The following is a 17537-nucleotide window of genomic DNA, read 5'->3' as shown; positions in this document are numbered from 1 at the left end:
CCTATCGAGCCGGCCGATCATCGTCCGACCATCGGCAGATCGAGTCCCTGCTCGCGCGCGCAATCGACGGCGATGCCGTAGCCCGCATCGGCGTGGCGCATGACGCCGGTGCCCGGATCGTTCCAGAGCACCCGCTCCAGTCGCCGGGCCGCGGCCTCGGTACCGTCCGCGACGATCACCATGCCGGCATGCTGCGAATAGCCCATGCCGACCCCGCCGCCATGGTGGAGCGAGACCCAGGTTGCGCCCGAGGCGGTGTTGAGCAAGGCGTTGAGCAGCGGCCAGTCGGAGACCGCATCCGATCCGTCGCGCATCGCCTCGGTCTCGCGATTGGGGCTTGCGACCGAGCCGCTGTCGAGATGGTCGCGGCCGATCACGATCGGCGCCTTGAGCTCTCCGTTGGCGACCATTTCATTGAACGCCATGCCGAGCCGGTGGCGCTGCCCCAGCCCGACCCAGCAGATCCGCGCCGGCAGCCCCTGGAAGGCGATACGGTCGCGGGCCATGTCGAGCCAGCGGTGCAGATGGGGATCGTCGGGGATCAGCTCCTTCACCTTGCGGTCGGTGCGGTAGATGTCCTCGGGATCGCCGGACAGCGCCACCCAGCGAAACGGACCGATCCCGCGGCAGAAGAGCGGGCGGACATAGGCCGGCACGAAGCCCGGGAAATCGAACGCATGGGCGATGCCCTCGTCCTTGGCGACCTGGCGGATGTTGTTGCCGTAATCGAAGACCGGGATCCCCATCGCCCGAAAGGCGAGCATCGCCTCGACGTGAACGGCCATCGATTCGCGCGCCGCCGTCTCCACCGCCTGCGGATCGCGCGCCCGCAGATCGAGCCATTTCTCGACGCTCCAGCCGGCCGGCAGATAGCCGTTGACCGGATCGTGCGCCGATGTCTGATCGGTCACCGCATCGGGGCGGATGCCGCGCTTCACCATCTCGGGAAGGAGCTCGGCGGCATTGCCGAGCAGGCCGACCGAAATCGGCGCCTCGGCGCTGCGGATGATTTCCAGCGCTTCGTCGAGCGAGGCGGCACGGCGATCGAGATAGCGGGTCTCGAGCCGTTTCTCGATCCGGCTTTCCTGGCATTCGATGGCGAGGCAATGGGCGCCGGCCATGACGGCCGCCAGCGGCTGGGCACCGCCCATGCCGCCGAGCCCGGCGGTGAGGATCCAGCGGCCCTTGAGATCGCCGGCATAATGCTGACGGCCCATTTCGGCGAAGGTCTCGTACGTGCCCTGCACGATACCCTGGGTGCCGATGTAGATCCACGAACCGGCGGTCATCTGGCCGTACATCATCAGACCCTGGCGATCGAGGGCGTGGAAATGCTCCCAGGTCGCCCATTTCGGCACAAGATTGGAATTGGCGATCAGCACCCGCGGCGCATCCGGATGGGTGCGGAACACGCCCACCGGCTTGCCGGACTGGACGAGCAGGGTCTGATCCTCCTCGAGCCGCTCGAGCGTCTCGACGATCCGATCGAAGCTCTGCCAGTCGCGCGCGGCACGGCCGATGCCGCCGTAGACGACCAGTTCCTCGGGGGCTTCCGCAACCGCGGGATCGAGATTGTTCTGGAGCATGCGCACCGCAGCCTCGGTGGCCCAGCTCTTCGCCGTGAGATCCGGGCCGGTGCGCGCCCGGATCGATCGGCTGTTGTCCCGCCTGTTCAGCATCCTCGATCCCTACATTGCCGCCGGCCCGCATCGCAGTCGGGCGCCGTCTCCGATCGCGCGGTAGAAGCTGGCAGGCGCTTCGACAAGCCGGGCTCAGGCGTCCTCGCCGGCGACGATCCGGCGCTCCGGTCCGGGATGGCCGATCCAGTAGCAGAGCTCGGCCGGCCGGCCGATCCGCCAGACGCACAGATCGGCGGCAAGCCCCGGTGCGATCGTGCCGACCTCGTCGTCGAGCGCCAGGGCCTTGGCAGCATGGCGCGTCATGCCGAGCAATGCCTCTTCCGGGGTCAACCGGAACAGGGTGCAGGCCATGCTCAGCATCAAGGTCGGCGACAGGATTGGCGAGGTGCCCGGATTGAGATCGGTGGCGATCGCCATCGGCACCTTGTGCTTTCGCAGCAGATCGACGGGCGGTTTGCGGGTCTCGGCAAGCGCATAGAAGGCGCCGGGAAGCAGGACTGCGACCATGCCCGCGCGCGCCATCGCGGCGACCCCCGCTTCGTCGGCATGTTCGAGATGATCGGCCGAAAGTGCGCCGAACTCCGCCGCAAGCGCCGCGCCCGAGAGATTGCTGAGCTGCTCCGCGTGCAATTTGACGTGCAGGCCATGCGCGTCGGCGGCGTGGAAGAGCGCGCGGACTTCCGCCGGGGTGAAGCCGATGCCCTCACAGAATGCGTCGACGGCGACGGCGAGACCGGCTTCGGCGGCGGCGGGGATCATGTCCTCGATCGCGAGCTCGACATAGGCGTCCCGGCTCTCACGATGCTCGGGCGGAAGCGCGTGCAGGGCCAACAGGGTGGGCACCACCCGCACCGCCTCGCTGTCGCCGAGCCGCTTCGCCGCCTGCAGCATCTTGAGCTCGCTCGGCGTGTCGAGGCCGTAGCCGGATTTGATCTCGACGGTGGTGACGCCGCCGCGCATCAGAGCGTGGAGCCGCGGCCGGGCTTCCTCCACGAGTTGCTCCAGGCTGGCCAGCCGAGTCGCCTTGACCGACGACAGGATGCCGCCGCCGGCACGCGCGATCGCCTCGTAGCTGGCGCCGTTGAGGCGCTGCTCGAACTCGCCGGCGCGGTTGCCCCCGAAGACCAGATGGGTGTGGCAGTCGATCAGCCCCGGAGTTACCCAGGCGCCGCCGAGCGTCTCGACGCGCGCGGCGCGGTAGCCGGCAAGATCGATGCGGCGGCCGACCCCGACGATGCGGCCGTCCTGGATGCCGATCGCGCCGTCTTCGATCGCGCCGAAGGCACCCGCCACGGCCGGATCCATCGTCGCGATGTTGCAGTTGGTCAGAAGCCTGTCCCACATGGCTCGCCTTCATGGCGGAGGACGGTGTAAGGGTCAAAGCATGGCGTGGCGTTCGATCGCAGATCTGGTCTCACATTCGGGAGAGGTGGCGCTGCTCGGCGCGCCGATGGAGGCGGGTTCGGTGACGCCCGGCCGCTGCGACCTTGCGCCCGCGACCCTGCGCAGGACGCTGAAGCGATTCAGCACCTATGACGTCGAGACCGGGGCCGAGCTCGATCTCGCCCTTGCCGATCTCGGCGATGTTCCGGTCCAGGGTTTGATGCCGGCCGACGGCTACGAGCCGATCCGCAGCGCCGCGTCCGAGGCGGTTGCCGGCCATGGCCTCACCCTGCTGATCGGCGGCAACAATGCTGTGACCCGCCCGGCCGCGCATGCCTTGGGCGTGCCGATCGAGCGCGTCGGCCTGATTACGCTCGACGCGCATTTCGATCTGCGCGAGACCGATCAGGGTCTGCTCAACGGCAATCCGATCCGCGCATTGCTCGAAGATGGCTTGCCCGGTCGCAACATCTGCCAGGTCGGCCTCGCCCCCTTCGCCAATACCCGCAAGATGCACGATGACGCCAAGGCGGCGGGCATCGGCGTTTACGCGATCGGCGCGTGCCTCGAGCGCGGCATCGTCGCGGTGCTCGAGGAAGCGCTGGCGCGGCTCAGCCATACCGAGGCTGTCATGATCGACTTCGACATCGACGTCATCGATCGCAGCCAATGCCCGGGAGCCCCGGGCGCGCGGCCGGGCGGCATGCCGGTTCGGATGTTCTTCGAGGCCGCACGCTTTCTCGGCGCGCACGAGCAGGTGAGGCTCGCCGATCTCACTGAATTCGATCCGAGTCTGGACGTCGGCGAGATCACCGCTCTGACTGCCGGGCGCTGGGTCTGCGAGATGCTCGCAGGTTTCGCGCAGCGCGCACCCTAGCCGAGCATTTCCTTGAGCGGCACGGACGCGTCGGCGAGCCGCTCCGGATCGATCACCGCCCGTTCGAGGACGAGCTTGCGGCCCTGAACGTAGTCGCGGATGGTGTTGACGCAATCGAGCGCGATCACCCGCCCCTCGAGCAGATAGAGGAGCGAAAAGCTGCGTTCTCCGGGGGCGCCGCGGACCAAAGTCCGATCGTAGCCGATCGACAGGCCGACGGTCTGCAGCTTCAGATCATATTGGTTCGACCAGAACCAGGGGATCGCGGCGTAGGGCTCGGCCTGGCCGAGGATCGCCTTGGCGGCGACCGCGGCCTGATCATGGGCGTTCTGCACCGATTCGAGGCGGATCCGCAGGCCGCCGGCATAGCCGTTCTCATGCGCGGCGCAGTCGCCGATCGCATAAACGTCCGGCAGGCCGGTGCGGCAATAGGCATCGACATCGACTCCGTTTGCGCCCTCGGCGCCGGCTGCGAGCAGCGGCCCCACCGCCGCCTCGATGCCGATGCCGACGATGATCATGTCGGCCGGGATCGTCTCGCCGGATTGCAGCACGACCCCGGTTGCCCGGCCGCCCTCGCCGTCGATCCGCGCGACCGCGGCGCCGAGGCGGATGTCGACACCCTGCGCGCGATGTTCGGCGGCGTAGAAGGCTGAGATTTCCGGGCCCGCAACGCGCGCGAGCAGCCGATCCAGCGCTTCGATCAGCACCACCTCCTTGCCGAGCTTGCGGAGCACGGCGGCGCTTTCCAAGCCGATATAGCCGCCGCCGATCACCGCCACCCGGCGCACGCCATCGAGCTCTGCGCGAATCGCATCGACCTCGGCGCGGCAGCGGACGACATGGACCCCGGAGAGGTCGCCGCCCGCGCACGCCAGTCGGCGCGGACTGCCGCCAGCCGCCCAGATCAGATGCGTGTACCCGAAGTCGTCACCCGCGTCGGAGCCGATCGTCTTGGCCGCCGGATCGACGGACTCGATCCGCGTGCCGAGGTGAAGCGCCACGTTGCGTTCGGCCCAGAACGCCTCCGGGCGAATCAGCAGCCGATCGAAATCCTTCTCACCGGCGAGATATTCCTTCGACAGCGGCGGCCGCTCGTACGGCAGTTCGGGCTCGGCACCCACCAGGGCGATCGAGCCGGGAAAGCCGAGCTGGCGGAGCTGGATCGCAGCCTGCGCCCCGGCGTGGCCCGCTCCAACGATGACGATATCGTAATGCTTCATAGCAATCTCCGTACCGGCCTGCACGTTCAAAGCCAATGGCTGTTGCCGCCGCAAGACGCGTCGGTCTACGTATTCTCCCGGATGCAGAATATCCTTCACCCCCCACATCAGCATAACCAGGGATCGAGGGAGTGCCGCGTGCGCATCAAGTTCGACAGGGTTTCGGAAGCGGAGATCGGCGTGCTGATCGAGGCCTTCTACGCGCGCGTTCGCCAGGATCCGCTGATCGGGCCCGTCTTCAATGACGCGATCCACGATTGGCCGCACCATCTCGAAAAGCTGCAGGCCTTCTGGTCTTCGGTGATGCTCGGTACCGGCCGATACAAAGGGCGGCCGATGCCGGCGCATGTCCAGCACGGCGATCGCATCTCGCGCGCCTCGTTCGACCGCTGGCTCGCGCTGTGGAGGGCGACGACGGCCGATCTGTTCGAGGACGGTCCGGCCGCCGTGTTCGCCGAGAAAGCGGAGCGGATCGGCGAGAGCCTGCTGATGGGCATCCTGTTCCACAAGGATCGCGCCGCATTGCTGCGGGCGGAGCAGGCCGCTGCAGCCTCGCCGGCCTGGAGCCCCGATACGGCCTGAGGGATCGGGCCGATACGGCCTGAGATCAGCGGCTCGGCGGCCGGCTTTTGGGCACGGCGTCGGACTGGCGGCGGATCAGCTCGAAATCGAGTAGACGGTGCGGCGGCTCCTGCTGTCCCCCTTCCCGCTGTTCGCGGATGAGATCCGTCAGCATCGTCACCGCTTCCTCCGACATGGTCGAGACCGGCTGACGGATCGTGGTGAGCTCCGGCCAGATCGTCGTCGCCAGCGGCGTGTCGTCGAAGCCGCAGACGGAGAGATCGGCAGGAACGTCGAGGCCGCGGCGATGCGCGACCGCGACCGCGGCCGCGGCCATGTCGTCGTTGCTGGCGAAGATCGCCGTCGGCTGCGGATCGGCGGCGAGCAGCCGCTCCGCGGCATCGAGGCCGCTATGATAGGTGAAGGTGCCGCCGGCGATCAGGCGCTCGTCCACGGTCAGGCCGGCCTCGCGCATCGCGGTGCGATAGCCGTCGAGGCGAAGACTGCTCGAGGCATGTTCGGGCCGGCCGGTGATGAACCCGATCCGGCGGTGGCCGAGCCTGACGAGGTGCCGGGTCATCGACTGGGCCGCGGCGAAATCGTCGATGCCGATCGAGGCGAGCGTGTTCGACGGGCGCATCGATCCGGTCGCGATCAGGGCGACCCTGGCGGCCCGGAGCCGGGCGACCAGAAGCTCGGCATCGCAGACCGGCGGCGGCAGGATGGCGCCGTCGAGGCGAGCATCGATCAGCATGTCGGCCGCCGCGTCGAGATCCTCGCCGGGCATGTAGCGCTTGACGATCAGCTGCGCGTTGACTTGGCTGCAGCGCTCGAGCGCGCCGACCAGGAATTCGCTGAGATAGGCGGCGTTGGGGATGCTGCAGAGCAGGCCGATACGCACCACCGAGCCGCCGGCGAGCGTCCGCGCTGCCGGGTTGGGCGCGAAATTCAGTGCGCGGATCGCATCGTCGACGCGCGCGCGGGTTGCCGGTCGGACGCTCTTCTCGCCGTTTATCACCCGAGAGACGGTCATCGACGACACGCCGGCCTGCCGAGCAACATCGTGAATGGTCGCCGCGCCCTTCGGGCGGCGCGCGAAATCCTGTTCCACCTGGCGCTGTCAACCTAGAGAGGGGTCAGCCCGGAGGGATAGCCCCCGAAGGGAGCGTCACGCAACCAAGCCGAGTAGGGGCGGCCGGACGAACCGGCCTCGCCGGAGAAAAAGGGCGGCCGGACGAGCCGGCCGCCCAGGGGAGGAGATCAGAAGCGGCCGCGCAGGCCCACCATGATCGTGCGTCCCGGATTATATTGGGTGAAGGTCGCATTCTCGAACTGGAAGTAGGAACGCTGGTCGGCCTTGAACAGGTTGATCACGTCGAACGTGACCTCCGGCAAATGCGGCCTGCCGAAGATCTCCTCCAGGTTGAGGCTCGAGGAGAAATCCCATTGCTGATAATCGTCGGAGAACAGAGCGGCCAGCGGGATTCCGTTCTGGTTGGTTCCGGAGACCTGCGAGCCCTTGTTGAACGTCGTCGAAAGACGCGCGCTCACCCCATGGTTCTCGTAATATGCGGTCAGATTGTAGGTATATTCGGCGACCCCGAGCGCGGTCGCCGGTGCGGCCCCGGTGCCCTTCTGGTCGATGATGGTGAGGTTGCCGCTGACACCGAAGCCGTTGATCCCGAGATAGCGGCCGAGCAGGAAGTCGAGCGGCTGGACGATGCCGAATTCGAGGCCGTTGACGGTCAGCGTACCGGTCGCGTTGACCTGCTGCTGCAGCACCACGGTCGCCGCGCCCGGCCCGCCCCGCGCATTGATCGCAGCCTGTTGTGCCGGGGCCAGGGTGTCGAAGGTGATTCCGTAAACCGAAAGCGCCGAGAAGGGCACGGTCGTGGTGCCGTTGGTGGTGAAGCCGGTGAGCTTCTTGCGGAACGCGGCGACGCTGATGATGCCTTCCCCGCCGGTGAAATAATCGAGCCCGAGATCGATATTCTTGGACACGTAGGGATCGAGCGCCGGGTTGCCGATCGAACCGACGTCTGCCGACGGGGTGCTGAAATTCACGCCCGGCAGCTGCGCGTTGGGATCGGGCCGGGTCATCGTCTTGGAAAGCGCGACGCGTGCGATCGCCTTGCCGCCGATATTGTAGGCCAGGGTCAGCGACGGCAGCCAATTGTTGTACTTGTTGTTGGTGGTCACGAAGTTCGTGATGTTCGGATAGCGGGAGCCGTCGGCGATCTGGGTCTGGCCTGGCGGGATGTTCGCCGGAACGACGTTGCGCGGATCGGGCAGCGACACGAGGCCGCCGATCGTCTGATCGGTGCGGACGTAGCGCACGCCGACATTGTAGCGCAGCTCGTTGCCGCCGAGCTCGAGCTTGCCGTTCGATTCGATGAACAGGCCGGTATTCTTCTCGCGGACATAGCCGCCGCTGGCACCGGTGTTGGCGGAACCGGCTTCGGGGGCGTTGTCGTGAAAGCTGTCGTAATTGGTCGCCTGCTTGAACCTGTCCCAGTCGAGCCGGACGAATCCGTTCGGCCCCGGCACCAGATAGGAGGGAACCGCCGCGTTGGGCACGAGCGAACCCTGATAGACGACGGGCCCGGCGATGCCTGACGAAAAGCCGGTGCCGAGACCTGGATAGGTGGGGTAGCCGGGGGGTGCGGCGCCGGGCTGATTCAGGCCCTGGCACGGGGGCTGGGTGTTGGGGGAGGGCAGGAAGACGTTGGGGTTGTTGCCGCACACCGCATTCTGCCACGCCTGGCTGTTGTCGAAGGCCTGGATCCTGCGCTTGATGTCGTCGAAGGCGCCGCCGACCCGAACGTTGAAATCCTCGTCGCCGTAGGTGAGGCTGCCGCGCACGCCCTTGCTCTCGGTCCGCCGCCGCTCGTCCTGAATGTTCACGCGGCCACCGTTCCAGCCGTAATTGGCGGGGTCGTTGAGGTCGATGTTCGGCACGATCGAAGGGATTCCGCCGTCATTGCTGTATTCGACGGTGACGCCTGAACTCGGCGCCGTCTGGAACAAGGCGGTCGGCGATTCGCGATGGAAGCGGCTCTTGTTATAATTGCCCTGCAGATCGAGCTTGATGTCGTCCGCGAGCTGCCATTCGATCCCCGGGTTCACGCCCCAGAAGGTCGTGCGCTCGATGAACGGCCGATATTCGAGAAAGAATTGCGAGTTGGCGAAGGTCCCGCCGGTGACGACGCAGCCTTGCGCGCAATCCTCCCGATCGACCGTCATGTTGAGCGGAACCGCCGCACCGTTGCGGACGATCCAGTTCACGTCGATGCGCTGGAGATCGTTCTTGCGCTTGCCGTACATCGAATCGACATAGAAATGCAGCGCGTCGCTCGGCCGCCACTCGAGCGCGACGATGCCGTTGTAGCGGGCACGCGTGCCGAAATTCTCGGAGGGTCGGCCAAGACGCGGTAGCAGCCCGTTGTCGAGCTGTTGGATGGTCAGCCCCGGGTTGCGTGCGAGCAGGAAGTCCTGATTGATCTGGGTGCCGGGGATCAGTCCGTTGCCGGCATTTGCGGGCACAGCGCCGGGGATCGTCCAGTTGCCGCCGCCCGTGGTATTGCAGGGGGTGCTGCGGCATTGCGCGGCGAGGATGTTCGCGGCGGTCGGTACATTCGGCACATTCCCGGTCGACCCCGCCAGGCTTTGCGGCGTGCTGAGATTGGGGTTGGTCCAGCCGATCGTCTCGAAGCCGGTCGTGTTGACCTTGTTGCGGACGCCGGCGGCGCCCACGAGAATGCCGAAATTTCCCATCGTGGTGCTGGCGATGATCGAGCCGCGCTGGCCCCAATCGTCGGCTTCGCTGTTCTTGGTGCCCTGGAAGGAATAGGTCAGCCGCGAGCCCTTGCTGTCGAACGGACGGGCGCTGCGCATGTTGACCGTGCCGGCGGCGCCGCCTTCGACCATGCTCGCCAGGGGGCTCTTGTTGACGGTCAATTGGGTGAACAGCTCGGTCGGCAGGAGATCGAGGTCGACCTCGCGGTTGGTGCTCTGGGCATCGGTGCGGCCGCTCGAGGCGATCGCCACGGGCGCACCGTTAAGCAGCACCCGGGTGAAATTGGTGCCGAGGCCGCGGATCGCGACGTTGAGACCTTCGCCGGTGACCTCGCGGCTGATCGTCACGCCGGGGATGCGGTTGAAGCTTTCGGCGATGTTGGTGTCGGGGAACTTGCCGATATCCTCGGCGAAGATCGAGTCGCTGAACCCGACCGATTCCCGCCGAGCGTTGGTCGAGCTTTGCAGCGAGCGCCGGAAGCCGGTGATGACGATGTCCTCGCCCGCCTCCGCACCCGGGGTGCTGCCGGCATCTTCGGGGCTGGTCTGGGTGATTGCGGCCGGACCATCCTCGGTCAGCGCGCCCGCACCCTGGTTCTGGACGGTGCCGGTCTGGTCGGGTGCGACGTCTGCGGTCGACTGCGCAATCGCCGGCCAGGCCGTGCCGGCGAGCAGAAAGGTCCCGGCAAGCAATGCGCGGCGCAAGACGACCGGGCGTGCGGATTCGGTGTTCATCTGTTCCTCTCCCGTCGCGGCTTCGCATGTCCAAGCTGCGAATGTTACCGCTCACATGGAATGCTATGCCGCACTGTGCGGGATGTCAATTCGCTGAGCGCGGCGGGATTTACCCGTGGAATCGCCTTGCCGGAGAGCGCGCGATCGGTCCTTCCTCGCAACCGAGTGATACCGATAACATAATTTCACAGGTACCGGTCACCGCAGGGATGGTCGCGGGTTTTCGGAACGGTGAGGCGGAGGACGGGCGGGACGTAGCGACCGCGAGGGGCAGCCTTATCCCGCCAGGGGTCCGCTGGTTTGCGCGTGGCCCAAGGCTTGCGAAATCCGGCGCGCGCTGCTTGCGAGCAGGTCCTGCACCGCATCGAAGCCGACCGCTTGCGACCCATCGATGAATTCGAGGAAGGGGATGGTGAGCGCTGCCGCGACCCCACCGTCGAAGCCGAAAATGGGATAGCTGATGTCGCGGACCCCGGCGGCCTTGGCGCTCGGCATCAGTTCGAAACCGCGGCTACGGACTCGCGCGAGCACGGTCCGCAACGCCTCTTCGCCGAGATGGTCAGGGTAGCGGCAACGCGCCAGCGTCGCCTCGAGCGCGTCCGAGCTCGCGAACGCAAGCAGGACATGTCCGGAGCTGCTGGCGACGAGATCGACCATGGTGCCGAGCCGGACCGAGAGGCCGATCGGCCCCGGATTTTCCTGCCGGAGCAGGATCATCGCTCGGTCGCCGTGCTGCACGACCAGATGGCAGGATTGCTCGGCCGCCTCGGCGAGGGCGTGCATGACCGGGGTTGCGACGTGGGCAAGCTGCTGCGCCGGCGTGGCGCGATAGGCGAGCTCGAGGACCTTGTAGCTGACCCGGTATCGGTCCGATCCGCCATCCTTGAACAGCCAGCCGCGCCGTTCCATGACGACGATCATCCGGAAGATCTGGCTGATGGTGAGGCCGAGCCGCACTGCGATCTCGCTGATCGTCAGGCCGCCGGGCTCGCCGGCGAGCAGTTCGACGACGTCGAAACCCTTTTCCAGCGCCGGCGCCGAATATTTCGTCGAGCCGGTCGGCGGCTCGCCCTGCATGTGATCGGCATCCGCCATGCGAAAACGGTTATCCGGCCGTCGGACGGGGTGCAAGAAGACCAATTCCCGGCTCCGGGTGGTCGCGCCCAAAAAGAACGCGCGCCGAAGCGCGCGTCAGGGGAGGCTCGTTGTCGGGCGACATTCGCCGCCCAAGGCCGACGCTAGCTTCGAATGCGGATGCTGAAGCCGATCCTGCGATCGTCGAGCTGATATTCGCGCGGATGCTCCGGGATGTTCTGATACTGGACCTTGCGGGCGTTGCGCAGGTTCACCACGTCGAGGACGAGGCTGATGTTCGGCGTGACGTCGTAGGAAATCGAAGCGTCGATCTGGCCATAGGCCTTGTAGTAGATCGGGATCGCGCCGGTGCCGTTGCCGGTGATCGTATCGAGATAATCGTCGCGCCAATTGTAAGCGGCGCGGAATCGAAGACCGTTCTTCTCGTAAAGTCCGACGAGGTTGTAGCTCCACTTCGACAGCCCAGGGAGAGTGGTCGGAACCCTGGTACCGTTCGGCAGGGTGCCGACCGCGCCGGGCGCCGAGCTGTCGACATAAGTGACGTTTGCCTGCACCCCGAGCCCGTCAAAGGGCTCCGGGAGGAAGGTGAAGAAGGTGTTGCCGCCGATCTCGAATCCCTTGGCAGTGCCCTTGGTGCCGTTGACCAGCGAGGTGACGGTGAAGGTCTGCACCCCGGCCCCTGGCACCTCCGCCTCGAACGGGTAGACCGATGTGGTGAGGAAGTTTCTCAGCTGCTTGTAGAAGACGGTTCCGAACAGCAAGCTGCTGCCATTCGGGAAATATTCGATCGCGGCATCGGCCTGATTCACGGTGAGCGGCTTCAAGGACGGATTGCCGCCGGTCCCTGTCCGGTCCCGGAAGGACGGCGGATCGCCGGGATTCGCAGTCACGTAATTTTCGGAAAGGTTGAAGATCGCGCGCAGATCGTAGAAAGGCGGGCGCGACAGGCCCTTCGACGCGGCGGCGCGCAGCTGAAGATCGGGTCTCAGCCTGTACTTGAGGTTGAGGCTCGGAAGGGCCTTCGTGTAGCGCTGCGAGATGTCGATCGGGCTTTGCACGATGATGTCGGACCCGGTCGGGGTCGTCCGATAGCTAAGCCTGGTCTGGCCGGTCGCCCTGTTCTCGGTGCGGACGACCCGTACCCCGACATTGCCGCTGAGAGCATCGTCGTGGCCGAAGCGAAGCATCGCATAGCCGGCGTAGGTCTTCTCGCTCTGAGTGTTGATGTCGTTGCCGGTATAGTCGATCAGCGGGCGCCCGGTGCCGGACGCGCGCTGATAGAGCTCGTCATACAATGTCTGCGGATAGAATAAGCGGTCGAAATCCAGCGACGGCACGCTCTGCACATCCGCTTTTCCGCCGAAGAAGTTGTCTGCGAACGGATTCTCAATCGCATAATCGCTGAACGGCACCGCATTGCCCGCCCACGGCGCCGACAGGAAGGTCCAGTTGTAGGGCGTCGAGCGATTGACGGCGGAGCGATCGGTGTAGCGGACTCCGGCGGTGAATGACCGTAGCGCGCTCTCGTCGTCGAAATCCCATTCGAGATCGGCGCGCGCGGTCTTCTGGTCGGCGTCGCTGTCCTCGAGGTGATCCATGACCGCGTTGATGTAGAAGTTGCGGGGGTCTTCCGCTCCCGCAGGGCCAAAGCTCACACGCGGTGTCTTGCCGGCGAGATCGAGGAAATAGCTGCCGGCGTCGCGCTGGCCGAAGGCCGAGTAGCTGCGGTTGACCGAGGTCGACTTGATATATTGCAGATCGGCGCTGAGGTGCAGGCGATCGCTCGCCTGCCATTTGACACCGCCCGCCCAGTCCGTGGTCTTGTTGTGGGTGAACGCGACCTGGTTGTTGCTCGCCGTGGTGATGCCGTCATAGCCGCCGGCGACGAAGGTTCCGTCGTCGTCGAACGCAAAGCCGGGCAGAGGGGTGAGCCCGTTGACGCCGTTGACGTCGGTGCCACGCGTCACGAAGTGGCTGAGGTTCGAGGCTTCCTGGTAGTAATTGGTCTGGAAGACCTGAGCATAGAGTTCGACGTCGGTCGACGGGGCCCACTGGATCGCGCCATACAGTCCCTGACGGTCGCGGTCGCCGAAGAAGGTCGCGAAACCTGCGCCGTCGGGTACCGAGCGCGGGCCGGTGAGGCCTGCCGGCAGGTTGGTGGTTTCGACATAGGGTTCAACGACGATCTCGTCGGATCGGTAATTGCCCTGGAACCAGGAAAAGTTCAGCAGCACGCCGATCTCGCCGATGCCGGTATCCCAGCGATTGCTGGCGAGGAGCGATCCGTTGAATTTCCAGCTGTCGCTGAGGCTGTAATTGTTCACGCCCACCGATCCTGCGACCAGAAATCCCTTTTGGTCGAAGGGCATCCTTGTCCTGAGGTTGACGAGGCCGCCGATCGCCCCTTCGATCATCTCGGCGGATGGGTTCTTGTAGACGTCGACTCCGGCGAGCAGTTCGGACGGCACGTCCTCGAAGCCGAGCGCCCGGCCACCGCTGGCGCCGAAACTGTCGCGGCCGTTCACTTCGGTGCGCACCTGGGTGAGGCCGCGGATGGCGATGCCGGAGCCCTCGCCGCGATTGCGGGTGATCTGGATACCGGAAATGCGCTGAAGCGCTTCGGCGACGTTGCGGTCCGGGAGTGCACCGATGTCGACCGCGGTGATCGAATCGACGAATTGATCGGAGTTGATCTTGATCGCCTGTGCCGAGGCGATGCTGGCCCGAAGCCCAGTGACGACGATCCCCGCATCGGGCTGGTCGGCGCCGGTTGGATCGGGTTCGCCGGCCGGAACTCTTGGGGCGCTTTGATTGGCAGCGTCGGCCGGAGCATCGCTCGGCGCGACTTGCTCCTGTGCCAGCGCGGGGCTGGCGAGCAGGCCGGCAAAGCCGACCGCGAACAGAGAGACGCCGGATTGCAGACCGGCGTGCTTCAGGGAGCCCCTCATCATTCTCTTCTCCTGTACGGCGTTCTTGGACGCCTTTTCGCGGGCTCAGCCCGTCACTGATGAAAGGTATTATCAAATATGAAAGCGACTTTCAAATTCTTTTCTGATACGGCGGTGAACAAGAGGTTCGATCAGAAGCCTGGAGGGGAGTGACGCCTGTGGATCCGGTTCGCAGCATTCTGATCGTCGGCGGCGGCACTGCGGGCTGGATGGCGGCGGCGGCGCTTTCGAAGGTGCTCGAGCATACGAACGTGGACATTGCGCTCGTCGAATCGCCCGACATCGGCACGATCGGGGTCGGCGAGGCGACGATCCCGCCGATCATCGAGATGAACCGGCTGCTCGGCCTCGAGGAGAACGCTTTCGTGCGAGCGACCCGCGCGACCTTCAAGCTCGGCATCGCGTTCGAGAATTGGGGCGCCATCGGCGAGCGCTACATGCATCCGTTCGGCCGCTATGGCGGCGACATCGGGACGCTCGACTTCCACCATTATTGGCGCCGGTTGCGGGCGATCGATCCGCAGGCGGCCGGCGATATCGCCGACTACTCGCTGCCGATCGCCGCCGCCGGCAACAACAAATTCCAGCGCCCGGATCCGAGCCCGCGCAATGTCCTTTCCAACATCGCTTACGCCTTTCACTTCGACGCCGGCCTTTATGCCGGTCTGCTACGGCGAGAGGCGGAAGCGCGCGGCGTGCGCCGGCACGAACGTCGCATCGACGACGTGCGGCTGCGCGAGGACGGCCATGTCGCGGCATTGCTGCTGCACGGCGGCGGCGCCCTGAAAGCCGACTTCTTCATCGATTGCTCGGGCTTCCGCGGCTTGCTGATCGAGGGCGCGCTCAAGACCGGCTACGAAGATTGGTCGCATTGGCTGCCGTGCGACCGCGCGATGGCGGTGGCTTCCCAACGTGCCGGCCCGCTGCCTCCGTATACGCGTTCGACCGCACGATCCGCAGGATGGCAATGGCGGATCCCGCTCCAGCATCGCACCGGCAACGGCTACGTCTACCATAGCGGCAGCATTTCGGACGACGAGGCTGCAGCAACTCTGCTCGCCAATCTCGACGGGGCCCCGCTCGGCGATCCGAAGCCGCTGCGTTTCACCACGGGCGTGCGCCGCAAATTCTGGAACCGGAACGTGCTGGCGCTGGGGCTCGCGGCCGGCTTCATGGAGCCGCTGGAATCGACCAGCATCCATCTCGTCCAGGCAGGCCTCTCCAAATTGTTCAATCTGTTCCCGGATCGCAGCTTCGCCCAGGCGGACATCGATCTCTACAATCGAACCTTCCGGGAGGACTGGGAGCGCATCCGCGACTTCCTGATCCTCCATTACCATGCGACCCGGCGCGACGATTCGCCGCTTTGGGATCATGTCCGGACGATGGCCGTTCCGGACGCCCTGCAGGAGAAGATCGCTCTCTTCGAAAGCCGCGGGCGGATCTTCCGGATGTCCGACGAACTGTTCGCCGAGTCCAGCTGGCTGGCGGTGCTCGAAGGACAAGGCGTTCGCGCCCGAAGCCACGATCCTCTTGCCGAAGCGATGCCGGAAGATGTTCTGCGCACCAAGCTTGCGCGGCTGCGCGCCGTCATCGCACGCGGCGCCGACGCGATGCCGATGCATAGCCGCTTCATCGCCGACCATTGCGCCCATGACGGGCCGGTGCCAGCAGCCGCTTCAGGCCCGATCGTCAGCACGCGGGTGCGTTGAACGATCATCCTCATGGATTTGCAGGACGACATGACCACGGCCGACGGCCCCGAGACGCTCGCTACGTCACGCCCGAACGCGGCGCGGCTGCTCCTCCTCGACGCTCGCGACAACGTTCTCGTCTGCACCACCCCCATTGCAGCCGGCGATCCGCTGCCGATCGGCGATGAGACCGTCGTCGCCCCGGTCGCGATCGCGGTCGGCCACAAGGTCGCCCGTCATGCGCTGGCGCCAGGCGACAAGGTGATCAAGCATGGCGCACCCATCGGCTCGGCTAACCGCGCCATTGCTCCGGGCGATTGGATCCATCTCCACAATCTCGACAGCGACTACATCCCGACTCATTCGCGGAAGACAGTGAGCACGGAAGAGTAGGACATTGGAGGATAGCGCCCTGCGGCGGGGTGCCGGACGCGCGGCGCGTCACCCAGGCTGCCGTCCTTCTGCATCGGCTCTCCCGGACCGTACGTCGCCACCGTGCTGCGGGCCCTGCCGGTTCTGCCCGTCTATTCCTGCCGCCGTCCTCGCCATTCTTCCACCGCTCTCCTGCTCTCCCGCTCTCCTGCTCCTATCCCGTCAGCCCGACGAAAGCCGAGATCTCGTCACGCAAAAGGCGCGGCAGCGTCTCCGGGCTGAGCTCGGACCGTCCGCCGGCGAGAGGGATCGTGAGGGATTCAGCACGCCGGGGCTGTCATCACCCGGCCAGCGGTCCGCCGGCTCCGGCACGAACGGCGGAGCCTGGCGCACCGATCGCTCCTACTTGCGCTCTTACGAGCACCATCAAGAGCGCTCACGCACACCCGAGCCGTGTAGGATGCCGAGACGCCTTCCGTCATCCCAGCGAAGCTGGGATTTCGGCGAAGAGGAGTCGTCGACGTTTCCGCCGGGCTGAGATCCCGGCGTTTCCCGGATGCTGCCGAAGCCCGCTTTCGCCGAGGCGGTGTTGGGCCAGGCGCCATCGTTGCCCCCGGCGACCGCTCCCCCGGCGCCTGCCGTCCTGCGATCGAGGTCCAGCCTGTCGGGCTGTCGCGCCTGCGGGCGTCCTTACGAGCTCTCTTAAGAACGACTCGCCCGCGTACCGGGCTGGCTGGTCTTCTCCTCCCGTCGGCGAGGGACAGGATCCCAGGGGAGGAGACACGGCGCCCTATCCGGCCTTGGATCCAAGCTTCCGATGAGATGAGGATGTCTGAGGGCGCTACCGGCCTTGCATCTGCTCCGGGCACAAAAAAACCGCCGAGGCTTTCGCCTGGCGGTTGTGGTTGGTTGCGGGAGTAGGATTTGAACCTACGACCTTCAGGTTATGAGCCTGACGAGCTACCGGGCTGCTCCATCCCGCGTCACCAACGATCGGGCGCTTGTGCGGCAACCCGGGAGCTGTTTGTTTCCCGTTTCGCGGTGCGAACCGGCGGCGGGCTGCTCCATCCCGCGTCACCAACGACTGCGGCCGCCTTTGCATGAAGCTCGGGCGGCCGGAGTGTAAACATGTGAATGGGTTCTTCTTGGCGCAGGTCGCAAAGCCTGGCGACGACCTACTCTTCCATCGCTTAAGCGATAGTACCATCGGCGCT

The 17537-nt window shown here is 65.9% G+C and carries 11 protein-coding genes and 1 tRNA gene; 4 read left to right on the top strand and 8 right to left on the bottom strand.

What is annotated here, in order from left to right; genetic code table 11:
• Positions 1-17 precede the first annotated feature (17 nt).
• Together hutU and hutI are read right to left on the bottom strand one after the other, a co-directional pair.
• Positions 18-1676, bottom strand: coding sequence for a urocanate hydratase (gene hutU, locus C7I55_RS23280; RefSeq protein WP_106515589.1), 1659 nt, complete (start codon positions 1674-1676; stop codon positions 18-20).
• A gap of 96 nt (positions 1677-1772) precedes the next feature.
• Positions 1773-2984, bottom strand: a complete 1212-nt coding sequence (gene hutI, locus C7I55_RS23275; RefSeq protein ID WP_106515441.1) for an imidazolonepropionase — start codon at positions 2982-2984, stop codon at positions 1773-1775.
• Positions 2985-3024: 40 nt separating this feature from the next.
• Here hutI and C7I55_RS23270 point away from each other — a divergent pair, with 40 nt between their 5' ends.
• Positions 3025-3900, top strand: a complete 876-nt coding sequence (locus C7I55_RS23270) for an agmatinase family protein (RefSeq protein WP_199193029.1) — start codon at positions 3025-3027, stop codon at positions 3898-3900.
• On the opposite strand, the gene C7I55_RS23265 is transcribed toward C7I55_RS23270, so the two are convergent.
• Positions 3897-5123: an NAD(P)/FAD-dependent oxidoreductase gene (locus C7I55_RS23265; protein ID WP_106515439.1), complete on the bottom strand. Its 1227-nt coding sequence runs from the start codon at positions 5121-5123 to the stop codon at positions 3897-3899. The genes C7I55_RS23270 and C7I55_RS23265 overlap by 4 nt on opposite strands.
• Positions 5124-5261: 138 nt before the next feature.
• On the opposite strand from C7I55_RS23265, the gene C7I55_RS23260 reads away from it, so the two are divergent.
• Positions 5262-5705, top strand: a complete 444-nt coding sequence (locus tag C7I55_RS23260; RefSeq protein WP_233222376.1) for a group III truncated hemoglobin — start codon at positions 5262-5264, stop codon at positions 5703-5705.
• A gap of 25 nt (positions 5706-5730) precedes the next feature.
• Here C7I55_RS23260 and C7I55_RS23255 read toward each other — a convergent pair whose 3' ends face one another.
• The 4 genes from C7I55_RS23255 to C7I55_RS23240 all read right to left on the bottom strand — a co-directional run bounded on the left by C7I55_RS23255 (position 5731) and on the right by C7I55_RS23240 (position 14260).
• On the bottom strand, positions 5731-6795 hold the full coding sequence (locus tag C7I55_RS23255; RefSeq protein ID WP_106515438.1) for a LacI family DNA-binding transcriptional regulator: 1065 nt from the start codon (positions 6793-6795) through the stop codon (positions 5731-5733).
• A gap of 149 nt (positions 6796-6944) precedes the next feature.
• Positions 6945-10214: a TonB-dependent receptor gene (locus C7I55_RS23250; protein WP_106515437.1), complete on the bottom strand. Its 3270-nt coding sequence runs from the start codon at positions 10212-10214 to the stop codon at positions 6945-6947.
• A 276-nt stretch (positions 10215-10490) separates the two neighbouring features.
• Entirely contained in the window at positions 10491-11309 is an 819-nt protein-coding gene (locus C7I55_RS23245) for an IclR family transcriptional regulator (protein ID WP_233222375.1), read from the bottom strand.
• A gap of 143 nt (positions 11310-11452) precedes the next feature.
• Positions 11453-14260, bottom strand: coding sequence for a TonB-dependent receptor (locus C7I55_RS23240; protein ID WP_106515436.1), 2808 nt, complete (start codon positions 14258-14260; stop codon positions 11453-11455).
• A gap of 146 nt (positions 14261-14406) precedes the next feature.
• Between C7I55_RS23240 and C7I55_RS23235 the strand changes: the two genes are divergently transcribed.
• Both C7I55_RS23235 and C7I55_RS23230 read left to right on the top strand, forming a co-directional pair.
• Positions 14407-15969: a tryptophan halogenase family protein gene (locus C7I55_RS23235; protein WP_233222374.1), complete on the top strand. Its 1563-nt coding sequence runs from the start codon at positions 14407-14409 to the stop codon at positions 15967-15969.
• A gap of 12 nt (positions 15970-15981) precedes the next feature.
• Positions 15982-16344: a UxaA family hydrolase gene (locus C7I55_RS23230; RefSeq protein ID WP_233222373.1), complete on the top strand. Its 363-nt coding sequence runs from the start codon at positions 15982-15984 to the stop codon at positions 16342-16344.
• An 885-nt stretch (positions 16345-17229) separates the two neighbouring features.
• Here C7I55_RS23230 and C7I55_RS23225 read toward each other — a convergent pair.
• Positions 17230-17306, bottom strand: a tRNA-Met gene (locus C7I55_RS23225).
• Between the last annotated feature and the right edge of the window lie 231 nt (positions 17307-17537).

It is taken from the genome of Allosphingosinicella deserti, from assembly GCF_003012735.1.
In the GTDB taxonomy this organism is placed as follows: Bacteria; Pseudomonadota; Alphaproteobacteria; order Sphingomonadales; family Sphingomonadaceae; genus Allosphingosinicella; species Allosphingosinicella deserti.
The sequence above is the reverse complement of the archived record's forward strand: the minus strand, read 5'-3'. Positions and strand labels throughout refer to the sequence as shown.